Here is a 15,919-nt window from a genome sequence, read left to right on the forward strand (position 1 = left end):
ACATTAATCGTTACGTTAATGATTGGTTATTGTGCTTATTATAGATAAGGCTTGCACGGAATACTTACGATCGTCTTATAAATATTGTGACGTTAGTTAGACATCATTGATTCCACCCAAAACAGTCACCAATAGCGGCAAAACAATTTTTAAAGCAAGTCACAATAGGATACGGAAAGCTTTAACAACTAAAACAGTCGCTTAGGCTCACCAAAGTAATAACCTTGCAGATAATCGACACCCATTTGCTCTGCTATCTCACAAACCTGTTGGTTATGGACAAATTCAGCGACGGTTTGCGCATTAAACACCTGACATAAGCGAACCAACTGAGAGGCGATATTTCTTTGCTTTTGGTCTTTGTCGATGTTGCGAATCAGACTACCGTCGAGTTTGATAATCTGCGGCTCAAGCTTAATGATCTCATCAATATTGGAATAGCCAGACCCAAAGTCATCAACAATGATTCTCGCCCCGAGAGCACGGAAGTGATCACACACCTCAATCATGCGACCGTAATCTTTAATCTGCTCAGACTCGAGAACCTCTAGGCCAAGTCGAGTGGGATCGTTCATAGCACTGATGGCGGTCTCGAGTACCTCAAGCGTCTTGTCGCTCAACAAATCTTGCGGGGATAGGTTGATAGAAAATGGGCTTTGCTTATCCGCCATATAACCTATGGTGTTCTTAATCATGTGTCGGCTGAGGCGAGTGTAAAGGTGCGTGTCGGCAATGATAGGTAAGAACTTACCTGGTGGCACAATGGTACCGTCTGACTCCATAATTCTGACCAGGCACTCTTGGCCAATCATTTCGTGAGTACCGGATGCCACAATTGGCTGGGAATAAGTGATGATGTTCTGATCTAAAATCGCACGACTTACACAGCTCAGCCAGCCGAGTTGCTCTTTGCGATCTTCTTCACTCACCTGAATGTCTTTAGCATTGGTGATGTGAGTGTTATTCCTGACCCCATAACGTCGAGCTTCGATCGCTTTTAATAAGATCTCATCACCACTATCGGTTAGGAAATCGCAACGACTAGCGAAGCCGCCACACAGAGAAACTGACAGATAATCAATATCAGCCAAGCCATACGGCTCAAAATTGATGTGCTCAATATCGTCAGCAAACTCAACGAAACGTTGCTCTATCTTATCGCAGCCAACATTGGCGTTAAAAATGATCGCCCATTCGCCGACACCAATGCTGAACAGCTCTACTTTCACCTGAGATTCCTTAGCCACACTAAGGTGTAATCGCTCGACAAAATGATTAGATAAATCAAGTAACAACTGGTCACCCACTTGGTAACCATACTTCTCGTTAACTTGATGGAAATTAGTCAGCTTTAACGTCAGTAAGTGCTCACTGAAGAGAATCGTATTGAGACGCTCTTTTAACACGATACGGTTGGGCAGCCCGGTGCGGGAATCAATGCGGTAACTTTCGGTTAAACGACGCGCCTGTTGATGAAGTTTTTTCTCCATCTGCGTGTTCATACTGTCGAGATCAGCCACCGCATTTCTAACGAGATTAAGCAGTGGCGATACCGTTGAGTCACGCTGGAAATCTTCACAACGAAACTCATTAATCTCGTCCGACTCTCTCATCGCAATATAGGTGAGGCTGTGATGCAGTATCTCTTGGCGATCGTCGTTGCGGTATAGCTCACCCATGCAATATGCGCCGCACGCATTTACTATCCCCTCAAATGGCTTGAGCTCAAGTTTACTGTCGATGAATTCAAGTCGAGAGACGCAGTTATAGATGATCACCGATTCCGGCTGATGCATGGCAAGCATCTCAGCGCCATGACGCACTTTTTCTGCGGTCAAAGAAGGATGGTTATAACAAAACTGTGCCTCTTCGCCGACATGCCAAGGACTATCAAACTCGATACTGCCATCATCATTAATGCGCAGCGGTGTCGATATGCCCTTCTTTCTGCCAAGCTCTCGATAAAGCGGAAAGCTCATCAGCTGACTGAAAGGGAGATCTTTACCATCAGCAAGGTAATGTTTGAATACGTCGATAGCCGGCTTGTCGTTCAACGCGTATAAGCGATTTCCGACTGCATGTGTGACTCGTAGTTTCATCCCGATCGGGTTCCACTCAGAATAGGCATCTGACCAAACCTTCAATCTGGGGTTAGTCAGAGCCACCGCCACACAAGCGTGTTGGTAGGTCTGTTCATTATGCATAACCCAACGCCCGTATTCATTCTCATGACACAAGCCACCAGCAACAGGCAACGTATAGGGTAGGTTTTCAAAGGCGCTATAGATAGGGTAATCACGACCTTCAACCTGATCGCATAGGCTGATGACCGTTTTAGCATCTTTCGAGAGATCTAGTCGAGAAGCGAGCTCTTGGCTGTCTTGGTTTGGGTTGCCAGTAAAAGGCTGAACCGCGGAGGTTAAACGGGTTTCATTAAACTCACTAATAATGATTAAGGTACAACTACTCTCAAGACAATTGTCACAGATAACATGACGCGCACTCTGGCCAATTAAGGTGGCATTGCTTAGGCGATTGAGAGCAACACTCGCGATTCGACGAGCCACATCAGAAGATTGGGCAGAGAAAAGTTGAATAAGATATTGTTTGCTGTCACACCACTCTCGCTGATCAAATTGAGATTTAAATAGCTCCTCAGTATTTGCGAGAAATGTAAATGTTTGCATGCCAACCCTTGATCGAAATAGAGTGAAGTGAAGAACCCGCAACCACTGCTATGACTGAAATGAATCGATAAAAAGTAGTCGCCAATTATCCTAGCCTAAACAGGCATTTAATTGCGACTAATGTAACAATTCAATATCATAAATGCGACACAATAAGCTTACAGAGGTCTTTAAATTAGTCGCATAAGATCGCTAAGTTGCTCTATTTCAACATCAGGCAGCACACTCGCCTTCGAAGAGAGGTATAAATTGGAACCAATGTCATTAAACCAGCATGCTTGGAAGCCATTTTGCTTAGCTCCGTAAACATCCGTTCTAAGATGATCGCCGACATGAAGAATGTTGATGGCATCAACATCTAAGTATTGTTGCGCTTTATCAAACATATCTGGGTAAGGTTTTGCTCTACCGTTTGGGCCAGCTTTAAGGATTCGTTGAAAATACTGCCCTAAACCAATTTTATGTGGATCGACATTGCCATTGGTAATCGCAACCAAAGGAATGCGTTGGCTAAGTTCTGCCATCACTCGATGCGTTTCTTGAGGAACATCGACTTGATTGCGCAACCACAAAGCATGTTCTATCCCCTCACGAGCCGCCTGTTCAGCTTGTTGCTGAGAGTAGCCCAACTGCAGTAAGCCACTCTTAATCTGTGTTTCACGCCAAACAGTAACATCATGCTTTAAAGCTGGGTTTTCAGAGGCGACTTGCTGCTTAATGCCCTGCCACTCTTCAAGCGATAAAGAAGCCGACACAGGGTGCTTTTGGTAAAGCCACTGCGCCATCTCTTTTTCTACCTTCATGATCACAGGCCAGTTGTCATACAGGGTGTCATCCAAGTCAAAGGTCATGGCTTTGATGGGCTTCAACCCTCGATAAATTCGCATAGTAAAACCTTTAATCTATTCTTTATTCTTCTTACGTGCTCGAGGGTGAGCCTCATCGTACGCTTGAGCTAAGTGCTGGAAGTCCAAGTGAGTATAAATTTGGGTAGTTGAGATGTTTTCATGCCCCAACAACTCTTGGACAGCACGAAGATTCTGGCTCGATTCAAGCACGTGAGTTGCAAAGGAGTGACGCAGTTTATGCGGGCTAATATGGCTCGCAACGGATTGCTTCTTACCCCACTCTTCCATGCGCTTTTGCACACTGCGATGGGAGATCCGGGTCCCTAACTTGGACACAAACAGGGCCTTTTCTCCCGGAGAAGCAAGATCACCGCGCACTTTGAGCCATTTATCGACCCACTCTTTAGCCAGTCCTGAAAACGGCGCTTTGCGTTCTTTGTCTCCCTTACCAATCACTCGGATTTCGCCTTGCCGGCCCAGCACATCTTTAAGATTGATGCCAACCAGTTCAGCGAGACGTAAACCTGCACCATACATCACCTCCATCATCGCTCGATCACGAATCGATAATGGATCGTCTTCATTCACGTCAAGCAACTGTCCAACTTCATCGACATCGAGATTTTTAGGTAAAGGACGCTGTTTGCGAGGTGCAGAAACCCCTTTGGCTGGGTTTGCAGTCATTTCGCCACGTAACACTAGGAAATCAAAGAAGCTGCGTAGTGAAGATAAGCGCGTCGCGATACTGCTCGCTTTCATTCCTTCACGCATGCCTTTGCTGGCAAGTTGTCTTACCCACGCCGCGTCTACTTGGCCCCAATCTTTCAGTCCAAGTGTGACCAAATGAGAAGCCATAGTTTCAAGTTGTTGTTTGTAATTACGTTGGGTGTGTAGGCTGAGTCCCTTCTCGCTTCTGAGATATTCATAGAAGCGAGAAAGTGGCTTTTGAAGGCTGTTAGGAAGAGGTATTTTGGGCTCTAGGCTCATTATTTATCTGCCAAGGTAAGGTGTCCGCCAAATGAGACACAACAAGTGCTAAATGGCGTAAAAATAGCGTATCCATATGAGGTTGGAAATGTCCGCCATCTTCACTAGAAAAGGCAAGCAAACCCAATGGAGACTGCTTAGCAAGCGGAAGTACTACATAAGAGCCTAGCTCTGGAACTGGAAAATCACCAAACAAATCTTGTCTGTCCGCTTTTCTCAAGCGCCCTAAATAAGCATCTTTACCGTTGAAATGGTTCAATGAAAACTTCGAATAACGCTCTCCGTTAAGCTGATAAAAGCCCAACTGAGACAGTACGCGAATATGAGCTTTCAAACCTAATTCAATCGCCTTTTGTTCAACCGCCTTAATGACTTGCATGAAATCACTGCATTTCAATACCTGAGCTTGCAGATCCATAAATTCATAGAAGGTTTTATCGTTATTCGCTGCCAACGACATCAAGCCAGTGATTTCTTCCTCTAGCTCTTCGATTCGGTGGCGTTGGCGTTTAAGCTGAACCTCCACCAGAGAAACAGCACCCTGCTCAACATTATTGATAGCAAGGCGATCAACCAAACCTTTCCTGTCTTGGAAAAAATCTGGGTTATCACGTAAATATTCCGCGACCACTTCTGCGGTGAGTGCGTCGGCTTGAACGTAAGACAAAACCTATCCTTTATTTTTATGAATCTATTGGTTATGAATGTTTATTAGCAAGAAAGTTGACCATCAAACACATGGGTTGCCGGGCCAGTCATAAACAGAGGTTTACCCGGACCTTGCCAACTAATCTGCAAATCACCACCAGGTAGACGAACTTTCACGTTCTCAGCCAGCAAACCTTGATTGATACCAACCGCAACTGCGCCACATGCACCGCTGCCACATGCCTGAGTTTCACCCGCACCGCGTTCATAAACACGTAAACGAACTTCTTCACGGTTAATCACTTGCATAAAGCCAGCATTAACACGCTCAGGGAAGCGTTCATGTGATTCAAGAAGCGGACCTAAGGTCTCCACATCTGCAGTATCGACGTCATCAACAACAGTAACCACATGCGGGTTACCCATGCTTACGGCACCGCAGAACAAGGTGTGTACATCCGTTCTTAAGATATACGTCTTCTCAGGCTGCTTTGCCTTGAATGGGATTTTGCCAGGTTCAAACTCAGGAATGCCCATGTTGACAGTGATCTGATCATTGTCTTCAATCTTGAGAACCATTTTACCTTTCTTGGTGCTCACGTTGATGCTGTACTTATTCGTTAAGCCTTTCATGCGAACAAATCGAGCAAAACAACGCGCACCATTACCACACTGCTCCACCTCACTGCCATCCGCATTGAATATGCGGTAATGGAAGTCGGTTTCTGGATCATAGGGAGCCTCGACCACAAGTAGCTGATCAAAGCCCACACCAGTGTGACGATCCGCCAAACGACGGATCAAATCTGGAGAAAAGAAAATATTTTGAGTAATGCAGTCCACGACCATGAAATCATTGCCCAAACCATGCATTTTAGAAAAGTGGAAGTGCATAACGCTTAAAATTACTCCGGAAGAATGTTTTCAAGTTCCCACAGACTCGTAAGCTCTTCACGCTGACGAACCAAATGAGTTTTATCGCCATCAACCATCACTTCAGCCGCACGCGAACGAGTGTTGTAGTTAGATGACATAGCAAAGCCATAAGCACCTGCAGAACGAACGGCCAATAGATCGCCTTCTTCAAGAACAAGGTCACGGTCTTTACCTAGGAAGTCACCCGTCTCACAGATAGGGCCAACCAAGTCGTAAGTCACCGCTTCACCCTGACGCGGGCTCACTGGCACAATATCCTGCCAAGCTTGGTAAAGTGCCGGGCGCATTAGATCGTTCATTGCCGCATCGATGATGGCAAAGTTTTTATGCTCTGTTGGCTTCAGGAACTCGACTTTCGTTAATAGTACACCAGCGTTCGCAGCAATCGCTCTTCCAGGCTCGAAAATCAACTCTAGATCAGAATGATTGTCTAGACGAGCTAACAAAGCCTTCGCGTAATCGGAAGGTTGTGGTGGTAATTCATCTCGGTAAACCACGCCCAAACCGCCACCAACATCAAGGTGCTTGATGTTGATATCATTGGCGCGTAGTTGGTCAATCAGTGCAAGCAGACGATCAGTGGCATCGATAAAAGGTTCGATATCCGTTAATTGGGAACCGATGTGGCAATCAATACCGTGGATAGACAAGTTATCGAGTGTTTTTGCAAACGCATAAACTGCAGGAGCACGGTCGAAGGCAATGCCGAATTTGTTATCACGCAGACCCGTAGAAATGTAAGGGTGAGTGTTCGCATCAACATCTGGGTTAATACGCAGTGAAATCGGCGCTTTAACACCAAGCTCACCAGCCACTTTATTCAGTCGCTCCAATTCTGGCTCAGACTCTACGTTAAAACATTTTATGTTCAACTCAAGCGCACGCTTCATTTCAGCGGCTGTTTTGCCGACACCAGAGAAAACAACTTTTGCTGGATCGCCACCGGCAGCAACTACACGCTCTAGCTCACCGCCAGAAACGATGTCGAAGCCAGAGCCCAAGCGAGCCAAAGTATTCAACACGCCAAGGTTCGAGTTAGCTTTAACGGCATAACACACTAAGTGTGGGTGCTCGCCAACCGACGAATCAAACGCATTCCAGTGGCGCTCTAATGTTGCACGAGAATATACATACAGCGGTGTACCATATTGCTCTGCTAGTTGTGAAAGTGCGACGTCCTCAGCCCAAAGCTGGCCATCTTCCTGATAGTTGAAGTAATCCAAAGTTCTTATCCCTTATAAATAACGATTTCTGCGTGTTTTCACTTATTGTGATTGTTCAGTCTGCTGAACTTCATCAGGATCGTACAAAGGACCCGTTTGACCACAACCAGAAAGTCCAATAACGGACACCATAAACAGAGCGGTAATTAATTTTTTCATTTTGCATATCGTGATTATTAACTCAATGCCCCCTATAATCGCACCACACTCAGGAAAAGCAATAGGATAGAAAGGATGAACGAGACTGAATTTCATCAACTGGTCGATATACAGATGCAAAACATCGAAGAAGCTATCGATGAATCAGAGGCAGATATTGATTACGAAGTGACTGGTAACGTAATGACGCTGGAGTTTGAGAACCGCAGCCAAATCATTATCAACCGCCAAGAACCAATGAAAGAAATCTGGTTAGCGTCTAAATCTGGTGGTTTTCATTTCAAGCTAATCGACGACAAGTGGACATGTTCTAAGACGGGCATGGAATTGTTTGAGATGGTTAAAGAAGAATGCGCGAAGCACGCAGATGAAGCGATCAATTGGGTCTAATTATTGGTAAAAAACAAAAAGGAGTGAATCAATCACTCCTTTCTTAATATCAATTATCGAGAATAAACCTAGATGTTGACTATCTTTGAGCTCCGAGAAGCTAAAGTCGCATCATTACGGTAAGGCACCACGTAAGAGTTACCTTCTTCAGGATGAACAATTTGGTAGTACTGAGGTAGATTGAAATTAATCAACTTAGATGACACCTTCGACTCATCTTTTACTGAAGTGTAGAAAGAATTCACGCTCGCGATCATCTCATCTTTTTCACCGCTGTATTGGTGATACACCTCAACTTGATTCGACTCGTCCAATACATAAATATTGAAACCTTTGTCGGTATCCTCAAAGAAAAATTGAATTAAACCTTCACTCGCAAAACCATCAACCACTTCTGGTAGCTGATACTCTTGCTCTTTATCGAGCATCAGTAAAGGTGAGCCCTTCAGCTTATTCGTCGAGATACTACGATAGAAATCGACCGAGTTTTCCAGCATCTGCACCGAAACGCCACGACGTTCAAAGAACAGGCCAAACATCTTGTTTGCCAGACGAATAGCCTTGAAGCGGCGGCGCTTCTCCGGCTCAATCGGTTTCAATCGTAAGTCGATACACTCAGCAAGCAGTTGATACACCATATTACGCATCACACCACGCAGGTTTTTGCTGTAACAGAACACATCGACCGATTCTGGCGGTAAAGCATCTTGGTGCATTTTACCAAGTACCGTCTTTAACGCGTCGAGCATTGCAGTATCACCTTGGAAATGAAGCGTACGTACTTCATGCCAAGAGTTACGATAAACCAGATCAACACTGCCGACTAAACTCTTACCCTCTTCACCAAAACTGAAGATATCGGCGTTCTTAAGATCAACCTTCAACGCACGACCACTTAATTCAGAAGTTGGGTCACTTTCAAAGTTGATGAACATCGCCAGTTGGCTTATTTCACACGGGCTCGCCAGAGCTTGCATACTCGGGCGGCGCTTACGTAAAGAGAAGGTATTACGCAGGTCGCTCACCATTTGGTAGAACTTATCGATATCAATCTGAGCGTCACGTACCACAGAGTGCAAACGCGTCGACTCGGTAATCAAGCCATTAAAAAACGACCAAGCAACCAACTTACTCAAGTACTCATGGTGTTCCAGAGAAGGCTGACCAAGAATACGATGCGCTACCAGTGGCTGCTTATACAAGTACCAACCGGCTTTATTCGACTGACCCTGACGAACTTCGATGAAGCTCAAGTCTGGTTCATGAAGATCAGGAGAGATTTGTGGGTTCAGTAGTGTCACTTTACCCGGCAACACCTCAAACGCAGCGTAAAGCTTACGAGCCAAGATACTGATATCTTGTGGGCTGATTGCCGAAGTGATGTCGTTACGACGCGCAAACTGAATCAGATTGCGGTAGCTCAGCATCAAGGCATCAAGTAATGCATGGTGTACCACTTTAACTTGCTCTACCTTCCAGTTACGGCGGTTATCGAGCTCAGCAATGGTTTCATGTCCCCAATTCCAAGACTTAGTCATCTCAGTTAAGGCTTCACGACGCCACGCAACAGAACCAATGCCCGCATCTCGTGACAACTTCTCGTGGGTCTTAAGGTAGAAACAGCGTCTCACCAAGTCCAATCGAGTGTGGTCGTTAATGCGTTCTAGATAGCGCGTTACCTTCTCGAGCATCAGATAGTAGCTATCCATGCCATACAGATCCGGTTCATCCGCGAAGAAGCGACGCTTGGTATCAATACTAAGCAGTTGGGTGTTTGGGTATTCCCATGAATAAGCTTCTAACAGGATCGCCTTCAAAACCGATTTATACGGTGAGTCGATACTCTTATAGAGCTGCCATAGGTTTGAACCAAAGTACTCTTCAGCAGGGATGCGGTTCAGCTTGCCGAAATCGATCCACTGCGAGCAATCAAGATAACCATCCTGACACAGGCCTTGGACATACTCGTCGTAACACTCTTCCATTTCTGGAGGAATTATTTGCCACAACAAACGCTGGCCAGCCAAACGAACGGCAGAGCGATAGAACTCATCAAGCAGTAATAAGTGCTGTGAAGAACCACAGTTATCACCGGTCATCTCTTCAGAATGGTTTGAGCGGAAACGCTGTTCATCCATCAAGAAGAAGTTAGCTTCAACCCCTAAGGTTTCAGCCCAGTCGGTAATCAACAGACATTTGTTGGTCAGGCTGTCGCGAGATGCGCCATCCATATCCGGAGAAACACACACCCAGATATCGAGATCACTTGAAGTGCTTTGGCCAATAGAAGAAGTACTGCCCATGGTGTACAAGCCCAGGATTGCCGGTTCAGCAGCCTCGGTGAGTTTTCCACCCAGCGTTAATTCGGTATCAGAGACAAATTGCTTTTGGAATTCATTAGGCGTGAAGCTGCGAATTCCAAAAGGAACTTGTTGGTCATAATAACCAGGCATCATGGGATGATTGAAGTGAAGTAGTGCAGGAATAAGGTTGAAAACTCGCTGGCCTTGGACATTCATCAACGCCAACGCACGATCAATGCGCTGCTGATTAAGATTGTCTAATCGTTGAATCAAAGTCTGAGTGTAAGCCTGCAAGGTAAGTCCTTGGTTTGAGATTAAATGCACTTCTGTTTAGTTACTGAACGAAAGGAGCAACAAAACGTGATCAATTTAACACTTTTACCCTTAATGGTAAAGCAAAGGAACCTGTCATACTGACCAATGCCTTGATGACAAAAAGTTAAACTCACGGCGCCGTAGTGTCCTCTTTATTACCTATTTCTAATAATAGCCCATGTTTCAAATGAGATACCAATCACACTATTTTGGTGAACTCATGAAAATCCCTCAGCTATCAAAGCATGGAATGATCAAACAGTAAGAATTTTCGCCTCACAATGGTAGGATTAGCCTATTACAGAACCTATATCGGAAACACCATGACAAATTCAGCACCAATCCGTATCGCGACCAGAAAAAGCCCTCTTGCCCTTTGGCAGGCATACTTTGTAAGGGATGCACTGCAAGCTGCTCACCCTGGTTTAGAGGTTGAGTTGGTAACTATGGTGACCAAAGGTGACATCATCCTAGATACCCCGCTGGCTAAAGTGGGTGGTAAAGGGCTGTTCGTTAAAGAACTCGAAGTAGCCATGCTAGAAGGCCGTGCTGACCTAGCCGTTCACTCAATGAAAGATGTACCGGTCGACTTCCCTGAAGGTCTAGGTCTAGTAACTATCTGTGAACGCGAAGACCCTCGTGATGCTTTCGTTTCAAACACTTACAACAATATCGACGAGCTACCACAAGGTGCTGTCGTGGGTACATGTAGCCTGCGTCGTCAATGTCAGTTGCTAGAATACCGCCCAGATCTCATCATCAAAGAACTGCGCGGCAATGTTGGTACTCGTCTAGGTAAACTCGATGATGGTCAATACGATGCGATCGTACTGGCTGCTGCAGGTCTTAAACGTCTAGAGCTAGAAGAGCGTATTCGTAGCTTCATCGAACCAGAGCAATCTCTCCCTGCTGTTGGCCAAGGCGCTGTTGGTATTGAGTGTCGCCTTGATGACGAGCGTCTAATTAAACTCCTTGAACCACTGAATCATAAAGACACGGCTGATCGTGTACTGTGCGAACGTGCAATGAACCTTACCCTAGAAGGTGGTTGTCAGGTTCCTATCGGCAGCTACTCATTATTAGATGGCGATAATATCTGGCTACGTGCATTAGTAGGCGAACCGGATGGTTCTAAAATGGTTCGTGGTGAGATCTCTGGCCTTCGCAAAGATGCAGAAGCGCTTGGCGTTACTCTGGCAAATCAATTGCTGGATGATGGCGCGCGAGAAATCTTAACCAAGCTCTACGCTGACCAAGAATAATCATGACAGTGTTGGTGACACGTCCCGGCTCAGAGGGACAATCGCTTTGCCAACAACTAGCGGATGAGGGGATTCAAGCAATCCATCATCCGCTTATTCGTATCGTTGATAATCCACACTCATCGGATTTAAGCACCCAGCTTAATAACAGCGATATCATTATTGCAGTCAGTCACCACGCTGTGACCGCTGCCCAAAACATCCTTTCGAAAACTTCATCTATTTGGCCAACTTCGCCGCTTTATCTTGGCGTTGGTCAAAAAACTGCGCACGTTTTAAGCAAAGTTAGTAAACAAAAAGTAAACTATCCCCAAGTGAGTGATAGTGAACATCTTCTCAAACTTACTGAACTTAATGGCGTAGATAATAAATCCATTTTGATACTGCGTGGAAATGGTGGGCGTGAGCTCATTAGAGATTCTTTACTCAATCGAGGTGCACAAGTCTCTTATTGTGAGACCTACCGTAGAGAATATATTCCCATTAACGATCACAATATCTATCAAACATGGATAAACAAAAAAACGTCCAAAGTTGTCATCACTAGTCAGGAACAATTGGAGTATCTCTGCTCAATTACCCCTGATGAGTATTTGGCTTGGCTTTCAACGAGACAACTATTTGTCCCAAGCCAGCGCATAGTAGAACGAGCACAACAACTCGGTTTCTCGAACGTGACCAATACTCACAGTGCTACGAACCAAATATTACTGGCTGCTCTCCGGCCCTAGCTAGAAACAGGAAATAAGCATGACAAGCAAAAAAAATAATGAGCATATTGAACCTGAAAAAAAACAAGACATTCAGCCAGTAGTTATTGAAAACGAAAAAGCTGAATCTACAGAGACAAAACAGCCTGAAAAAAAACTTGATGCCTCTGCGTCAAATACGGTTCAAAGTGAACAGCCTCAAGTTGAGCATAAAGAGCAAATCGAGAAAGCAGAAAAGCAAGGTAAGCGCGGTGTCAAACTAGGCGCTATTGCGATCGCTATTTCTATTATTTTCAGTGGCGGTATCGCATTTCAAATGCAGCAAAAGAGCGCTGAATACTCGGCTCAAATCTCGGCTCTTCAAACACAACTGCAAAATACCCAATCTGCAGTAAATAAAGACCTGCAAACCATCAAGCAAGAGACTATCCAAGAAGCTTCTCACGCAGTGGAGAAAACTCAGGTCGTACAATCCCAGCAACAAAAGAGTATTCAAAGTCTGCAGTTAGCAGTAGCTGACGTTAAAGGCCGTCGACCAAATGACTGGTTGCTTGCTGAAGCCGATTACCTAGTAAAACTAGCAGGTCGTAAATTGTTCCTTGAGCATGATGCCGTTAGCGCAACCAAACTAATGGAAAGCGCCGATCAACGTATCGCAGCACTAAATGACCCAAGCTTAGTGTCACTGCGCCAATCAATGACCAATGACATTACTAAGCTTCGTACTATCCCTCTTATCGACCGCGATGGCTTAGTTTTGCGCATCACGAGCCTACAACAGCAAGTCGATACGCTACCGCTTGCCAATGCAATTCTTCCAGAAGCTGCAGTTGTTGAGAAAAAAGCGGTATCGAAAGATATTAATGATTGGCAGAACAACCTGATGACGTCGATGAAAGACTTCTCAGAAAACTTCATCACCTTCCGTAGTCGTGATGGTGAAGTCATCCCTCTACTCTCTCCTGAGCAACACTTCTACCTACGTGAGAATATCAAGGGCAAATTAGAGACTGCAATTCGCGCTGTCTACAAAGAGCAAGGTGATGTCTACAGTGCTGCACTTAATACCGCTAGCGAGTGGTCGAAAGCGTACCTAAACCAAGATAACAACTCAGTGATTGAATTTGAGAAGGCGATTAAACAGTTAAGTGAGCAGAATATCTCTGTGAAATACCCTGTAAAACTTGAGTCTCAAAATGAGTTGTCAGATGTTATACGTGAGCGCCTACGTCGTGAAGTGACCGTTATGACCACGGAGGAGAAATAATGATTCGCTGGATTTTTCTTTTTCTCGTTCTAGGTGCCGGATTAGTTGTCGGTACCCAGTTCTCAGGTCAGCAAGGTTATGTCCTGATCTCGATAGCAAATAAGACCATTGAGATGAGTGTGACAACACTGGTTATATTTGTCATTGCTCTTCTCGCTGCTCTATTCGGCTTGGAGTACCTATTCAAAAAGCTTATGTACGCAAGCTCAACGACTTGGAACTGGTTCAGTGTTCGTAAACTAAAACGCTCTCGTCGTTATACCAATGAAGGCATCATCAAGCTTCTTGAAGGTGATTGGAAAGGCGCAGAGAGGAAAGTAACTCGTTGGGCTAATCATCACGACATGCCTCTACTTTGTTATTTAGTCGCTTCTCAAGCTGCTCACGAACAAGGTAATACGAGTGAGCGTGATAAGTACATCGAGCTTGCTAGCCAACAAGAGGACTCTCTACTGGCCGTTGAGCTAACTAAAGCAAAACAACAGATCAGTGAGTCGAACTACGAAGCCGCATTCGACACACTTTCGACCTTAAAAGGTACATATCCTAATAACACCGCTGTACTTGGCCTATTAAAAGCCACCTACATGCAGCTTAAACTCTGGCAGCCATTACTAGAGTTAACGCCTAAGCTAGCTAAAAACAAGCTTCTTACGGCTGATGAGCAAGTTGAGTTAGAACAAAAAGCACAATGCGGCTTGCTTCACGATGTGGCACAGCAGCAAGGTAGCGAAGGTTTAATCAGTCATTGGAACAAACTTTCAAGAAAGCAGAAACAAAGCTCTCACCTTGTTTCCTGCTTTGTGAAGCAACTGATCGCTCGTAAAGCTGACTCAGAAGCCTTCACTGTGATCAAAGAGAACATTGCGAAGAGTGGTTCAAATGAGCTCTACATGTTGCTTCCAGAGCTTAACCTTGCCGATCACCACCCAGTCGTTGTGATGCTAGAGCGCGCCATCAGTAAAGATGGTGGCAATGCCGAAGCACACAGCGCATTGGCTCAGTTCTACTTAAGAGAACAGAAGTGGGCAGAAGCACAAACCCACTTCGAGAAAGCACTAGCACTTCGCTCAAACGTATCAGATTACGGATACCTATCTGATGCACTAGAAAAGCAAAACTTAACGAAGGCAGCGCACGAAGTATCTCGTAAGGCACTCGCTCTCGTTCAACCAGCTTAAACTGATACAACTAACATGAAGCCGATGCCTAGCGTCGGCTTTTTTGTATCTACTGTTTACCTTAAGTAACTTGCTCAGTACGAATAAGCAAACACTAGGCACGATGGTAAAAGTGTTCAATCCAAATCCATTCTCCACACCCAGCTTATTGCTGACCGAAGCATCGTCCATTTTTAATAAGACCTACCTAGTTTGGAACAATCCATAAGTCACACATCTTGATCATGGGTTTTCAAATGCTATTAATGCTTTATAAGTACTGATTTTAAGTCATGAGGTTAAATCTTCATGAAATCCCCCGCAAGGTTTCCTAAAAAACACTGAGGGATACGTTAGATCTATCCGTATGTAGTTTTAGCAAACTATAAAACAAGCTGTTTAGAATCCATTTGAGCTGACTGACAACCTTTATATAGATTTTTGAAGGAATAACGATCAGATAGCTTGGTTTAAGATTGAAGAAGTGAATGTATAGCAGCCGAGTTTCAGACTCTAGACGAAATCAATTCTGGGACACAGCAAAACTCCGAAGTTTAAAGCGCGGCTTAATCATCACTCAACAGAAGTAATTAAGAAGCCACAGCTACTGAGAAAACTCCTGCTAACTTATTAATTAAAATCAATTTGTCATGTTAGATCGCAAAGCCCGGCTATTGCTTAGCACAGCTTTCTAATCAATCGTCGATTCAACGATTACTAGCCAAAACAACCTTTTACGGAAGCCAAAGCCAAGAGTTAAAACACATACCCCAGAAACGACGAAAGCCTAGTCGTCAGACTAGGCTTTCTAATAAGTAGCGCAATGGCCGGGGTTGCGGACTTCAAGCAAACCCTTTGTGGGGCTCTTCGGCCGAAGGGCAAAACACTTTTCTTGAGATGTAAAAAAGCCCTGCTATTTCTAGCAGGGCTTTTTTAATAAGTGGCGGAGTGGACGGGACTCGAACCCGCGACCCCCGGCGTGACAGGCCGGTATTCTAACCAACTGAACTACCACTCCGCAGTG

General features: G+C 44.9%; 13 protein-coding genes and 1 tRNA gene. 5 read left to right on the forward strand and 9 right to left on the reverse strand.

Going from position 1 to position 15,919, the window contains the following annotated elements; translation table 11 throughout:
* Nucleotides 1-188 precede the first annotated feature (188 nt).
* The 7 genes from L3V33_RS22790 to L3V33_RS22820 all read right to left on the reverse strand — a co-directional run bounded on the left by L3V33_RS22790 (nt 189) and on the right by L3V33_RS22820 (nt 7,584).
* Nucleotides 189-2,687 carry an EAL domain-containing protein gene (locus L3V33_RS22790; RefSeq protein WP_237291238.1) on the reverse strand — a complete coding sequence of 833 codons (2,499 nt, stop codon included), beginning with the start codon at nt 2,685-2,687 and terminating at the stop codon, nt 189-191.
* Between the two features lie 170 nt (nt 2,688-2,857).
* On the reverse strand, nt 2,858-3,574 hold the full coding sequence (gene yigB, locus L3V33_RS22795) for a 5-amino-6-(5-phospho-D-ribitylamino)uracil phosphatase YigB (protein WP_017090345.1): 717 nt from the start codon (nt 3,572-3,574) through the stop codon (nt 2,858-2,860).
* Between the two features lie 15 nt (nt 3,575-3,589).
* Complete coding sequence (gene xerC / locus L3V33_RS22800; RefSeq protein WP_065205724.1) at nt 3,590-4,522, reverse strand: tyrosine recombinase XerC; 933 nt, start codon at nt 4,520-4,522, stop codon at nt 3,590-3,592.
* Nucleotides 4,491-5,189, reverse strand: a complete 699-nt coding sequence (locus L3V33_RS22805) for a DUF484 family protein (RefSeq protein WP_237291239.1) — start codon at nt 5,187-5,189, stop codon at nt 4,491-4,493. The genes xerC and L3V33_RS22805 overlap by 32 nt, the downstream gene beginning before the upstream one ends.
* A 44-nt stretch (nt 5,190-5,233) precedes the next feature.
* Nucleotides 5,234-6,064 carry a diaminopimelate epimerase gene (dapF, locus tag L3V33_RS22810; RefSeq protein ID WP_004736615.1) on the reverse strand — a complete coding sequence of 277 codons (831 nt, stop codon included), beginning with the start codon at nt 6,062-6,064 and terminating at the stop codon, nt 5,234-5,236.
* Between the two features lie 11 nt (nt 6,065-6,075).
* The gene (lysA, locus tag L3V33_RS22815) at nt 6,076-7,329 is read right to left on the reverse strand and encodes a diaminopimelate decarboxylase (RefSeq protein WP_009848209.1); all 1,254 of its coding nucleotides are present in this window, start codon (nt 7,327-7,329) and stop codon (nt 6,076-6,078) included.
* Nucleotides 7,330-7,371: 42 nt separating this feature from the next.
* A complete protein-coding gene (locus tag L3V33_RS22820) occupies nt 7,372-7,584 on the reverse strand; it encodes a lipoprotein (RefSeq protein WP_017104751.1) in 213 nt (70 codons plus the stop codon).
* On the opposite strand from L3V33_RS22820, the gene cyaY reads away from it, so the two are divergent.
* Nucleotides 7,564-7,878, forward strand: coding sequence for an iron donor protein CyaY (cyaY, locus tag L3V33_RS22825; protein ID WP_171309431.1), 315 nt, complete (start codon nt 7,564-7,566; stop codon nt 7,876-7,878). The two genes, L3V33_RS22820 and cyaY, sit on opposite strands and share 21 nt — an antisense overlap.
* Nucleotides 7,879-7,946: 68 nt before the next feature.
* Here cyaY and L3V33_RS22830 read toward each other — a convergent pair whose 3' ends face one another.
* Entirely contained in the window at nt 7,947-10,475 is a 2,529-nt protein-coding gene (locus tag L3V33_RS22830; RefSeq protein WP_017084846.1) for a class I adenylate cyclase, read from the reverse strand.
* A gap of 344 nt (nt 10,476-10,819) precedes the next feature.
* On the opposite strand from L3V33_RS22830, the gene hemC reads away from it, so the two are divergent.
* The 4 genes from hemC to L3V33_RS22850 are packed head-to-tail and all read left to right on the forward strand — an operon-like array spanning nt 10,820 to nt 14,916.
* Entirely contained in the window at nt 10,820-11,758 is a 939-nt protein-coding gene (gene hemC, locus L3V33_RS22835) for a hydroxymethylbilane synthase (RefSeq protein WP_009848205.1), read from the forward strand.
* Between the two features lie 2 nt (nt 11,759-11,760).
* Nucleotides 11,761-12,489, forward strand: a complete 729-nt coding sequence (locus tag L3V33_RS22840) for a uroporphyrinogen-III synthase (RefSeq protein WP_054542664.1) — start codon at nt 11,761-11,763, stop codon at nt 12,487-12,489.
* A 19-nt stretch (nt 12,490-12,508) separates the two neighbouring features.
* Nucleotides 12,509-13,735 carry a uroporphyrinogen-III C-methyltransferase gene (locus tag L3V33_RS22845; RefSeq protein WP_237291240.1) on the forward strand — a complete coding sequence of 409 codons (1,227 nt, stop codon included), beginning with the start codon at nt 12,509-12,511 and terminating at the stop codon, nt 13,733-13,735.
* Nucleotides 13,735-14,916 carry a heme biosynthesis HemY N-terminal domain-containing protein gene (locus L3V33_RS22850; protein ID WP_065205720.1) on the forward strand — a complete coding sequence of 394 codons (1,182 nt, stop codon included), beginning with the start codon at nt 13,735-13,737 and terminating at the stop codon, nt 14,914-14,916. The genes L3V33_RS22845 and L3V33_RS22850 overlap by 1 nt, the downstream gene beginning before the upstream one ends.
* A gap of 920 nt (nt 14,917-15,836) precedes the next feature.
* Here L3V33_RS22850 and L3V33_RS22855 read toward each other — a convergent pair.
* Nucleotides 15,837-15,913: transfer RNA gene (locus L3V33_RS22855), tRNA-Asp, on the reverse strand.
* Between the last annotated feature and the right edge of the window lie 6 nt (nt 15,914-15,919).

It is taken from the genome of Vibrio sp. A2-1 (genome assembly GCF_021728355.1).
Taxonomy (GTDB): Bacteria; Pseudomonadota; Gammaproteobacteria; order Enterobacterales; family Vibrionaceae; genus Vibrio; species Vibrio splendidus_K.

Excerpts from the sequence above, each read along its gene's own strand:
- L3V33_RS22790 (WP_237291238.1), bottom strand. The coding sequence starts at position 2,687 with ATGCAAACATTTACATTTCTCGCAAATACTGAGGAGCTATTTAAATCT.
- yigB (WP_017090345.1), bottom strand. The coding sequence starts at position 3,574 with ATGCGAATTTATCGAGGGTTGAAGCCCATCAAAGCCATGACCTTTGAC.
- xerC (WP_065205724.1), bottom strand. The coding sequence starts at position 4,522 with ATGAGCCTAGAGCCCAAAATACCTCTTCCTAACAGCCTTCAAAAGCCA.
- dapF (WP_004736615.1), bottom strand. The coding sequence starts at position 6,064 with ATGCACTTCCACTTTTCTAAAATGCATGGTTTGGGCAATGATTTCATG.
- cyaY (WP_171309431.1), top strand. The coding sequence starts at position 7,564 with ATGAACGAGACTGAATTTCATCAACTGGTCGATATACAGATGCAAAAC.
- L3V33_RS22820 (WP_017104751.1), bottom strand. The coding sequence starts at position 7,584 with ATGAAATTCAGTCTCGTTCATCCTTTCTATCCTATTGCTTTTCCTGAG.
- hemC (WP_009848205.1), top strand. The coding sequence starts at position 10,820 with ATGACAAATTCAGCACCAATCCGTATCGCGACCAGAAAAAGCCCTCTT.
- L3V33_RS22840 (WP_054542664.1), top strand. The coding sequence starts at position 11,761 with ATGACAGTGTTGGTGACACGTCCCGGCTCAGAGGGACAATCGCTTTGC.
- L3V33_RS22845 (WP_237291240.1), top strand. The coding sequence starts at position 12,509 with ATGACAAGCAAAAAAAATAATGAGCATATTGAACCTGAAAAAAAACAA.
- L3V33_RS22850 (WP_065205720.1), top strand. The coding sequence starts at position 13,735 with ATGATTCGCTGGATTTTTCTTTTTCTCGTTCTAGGTGCCGGATTAGTT.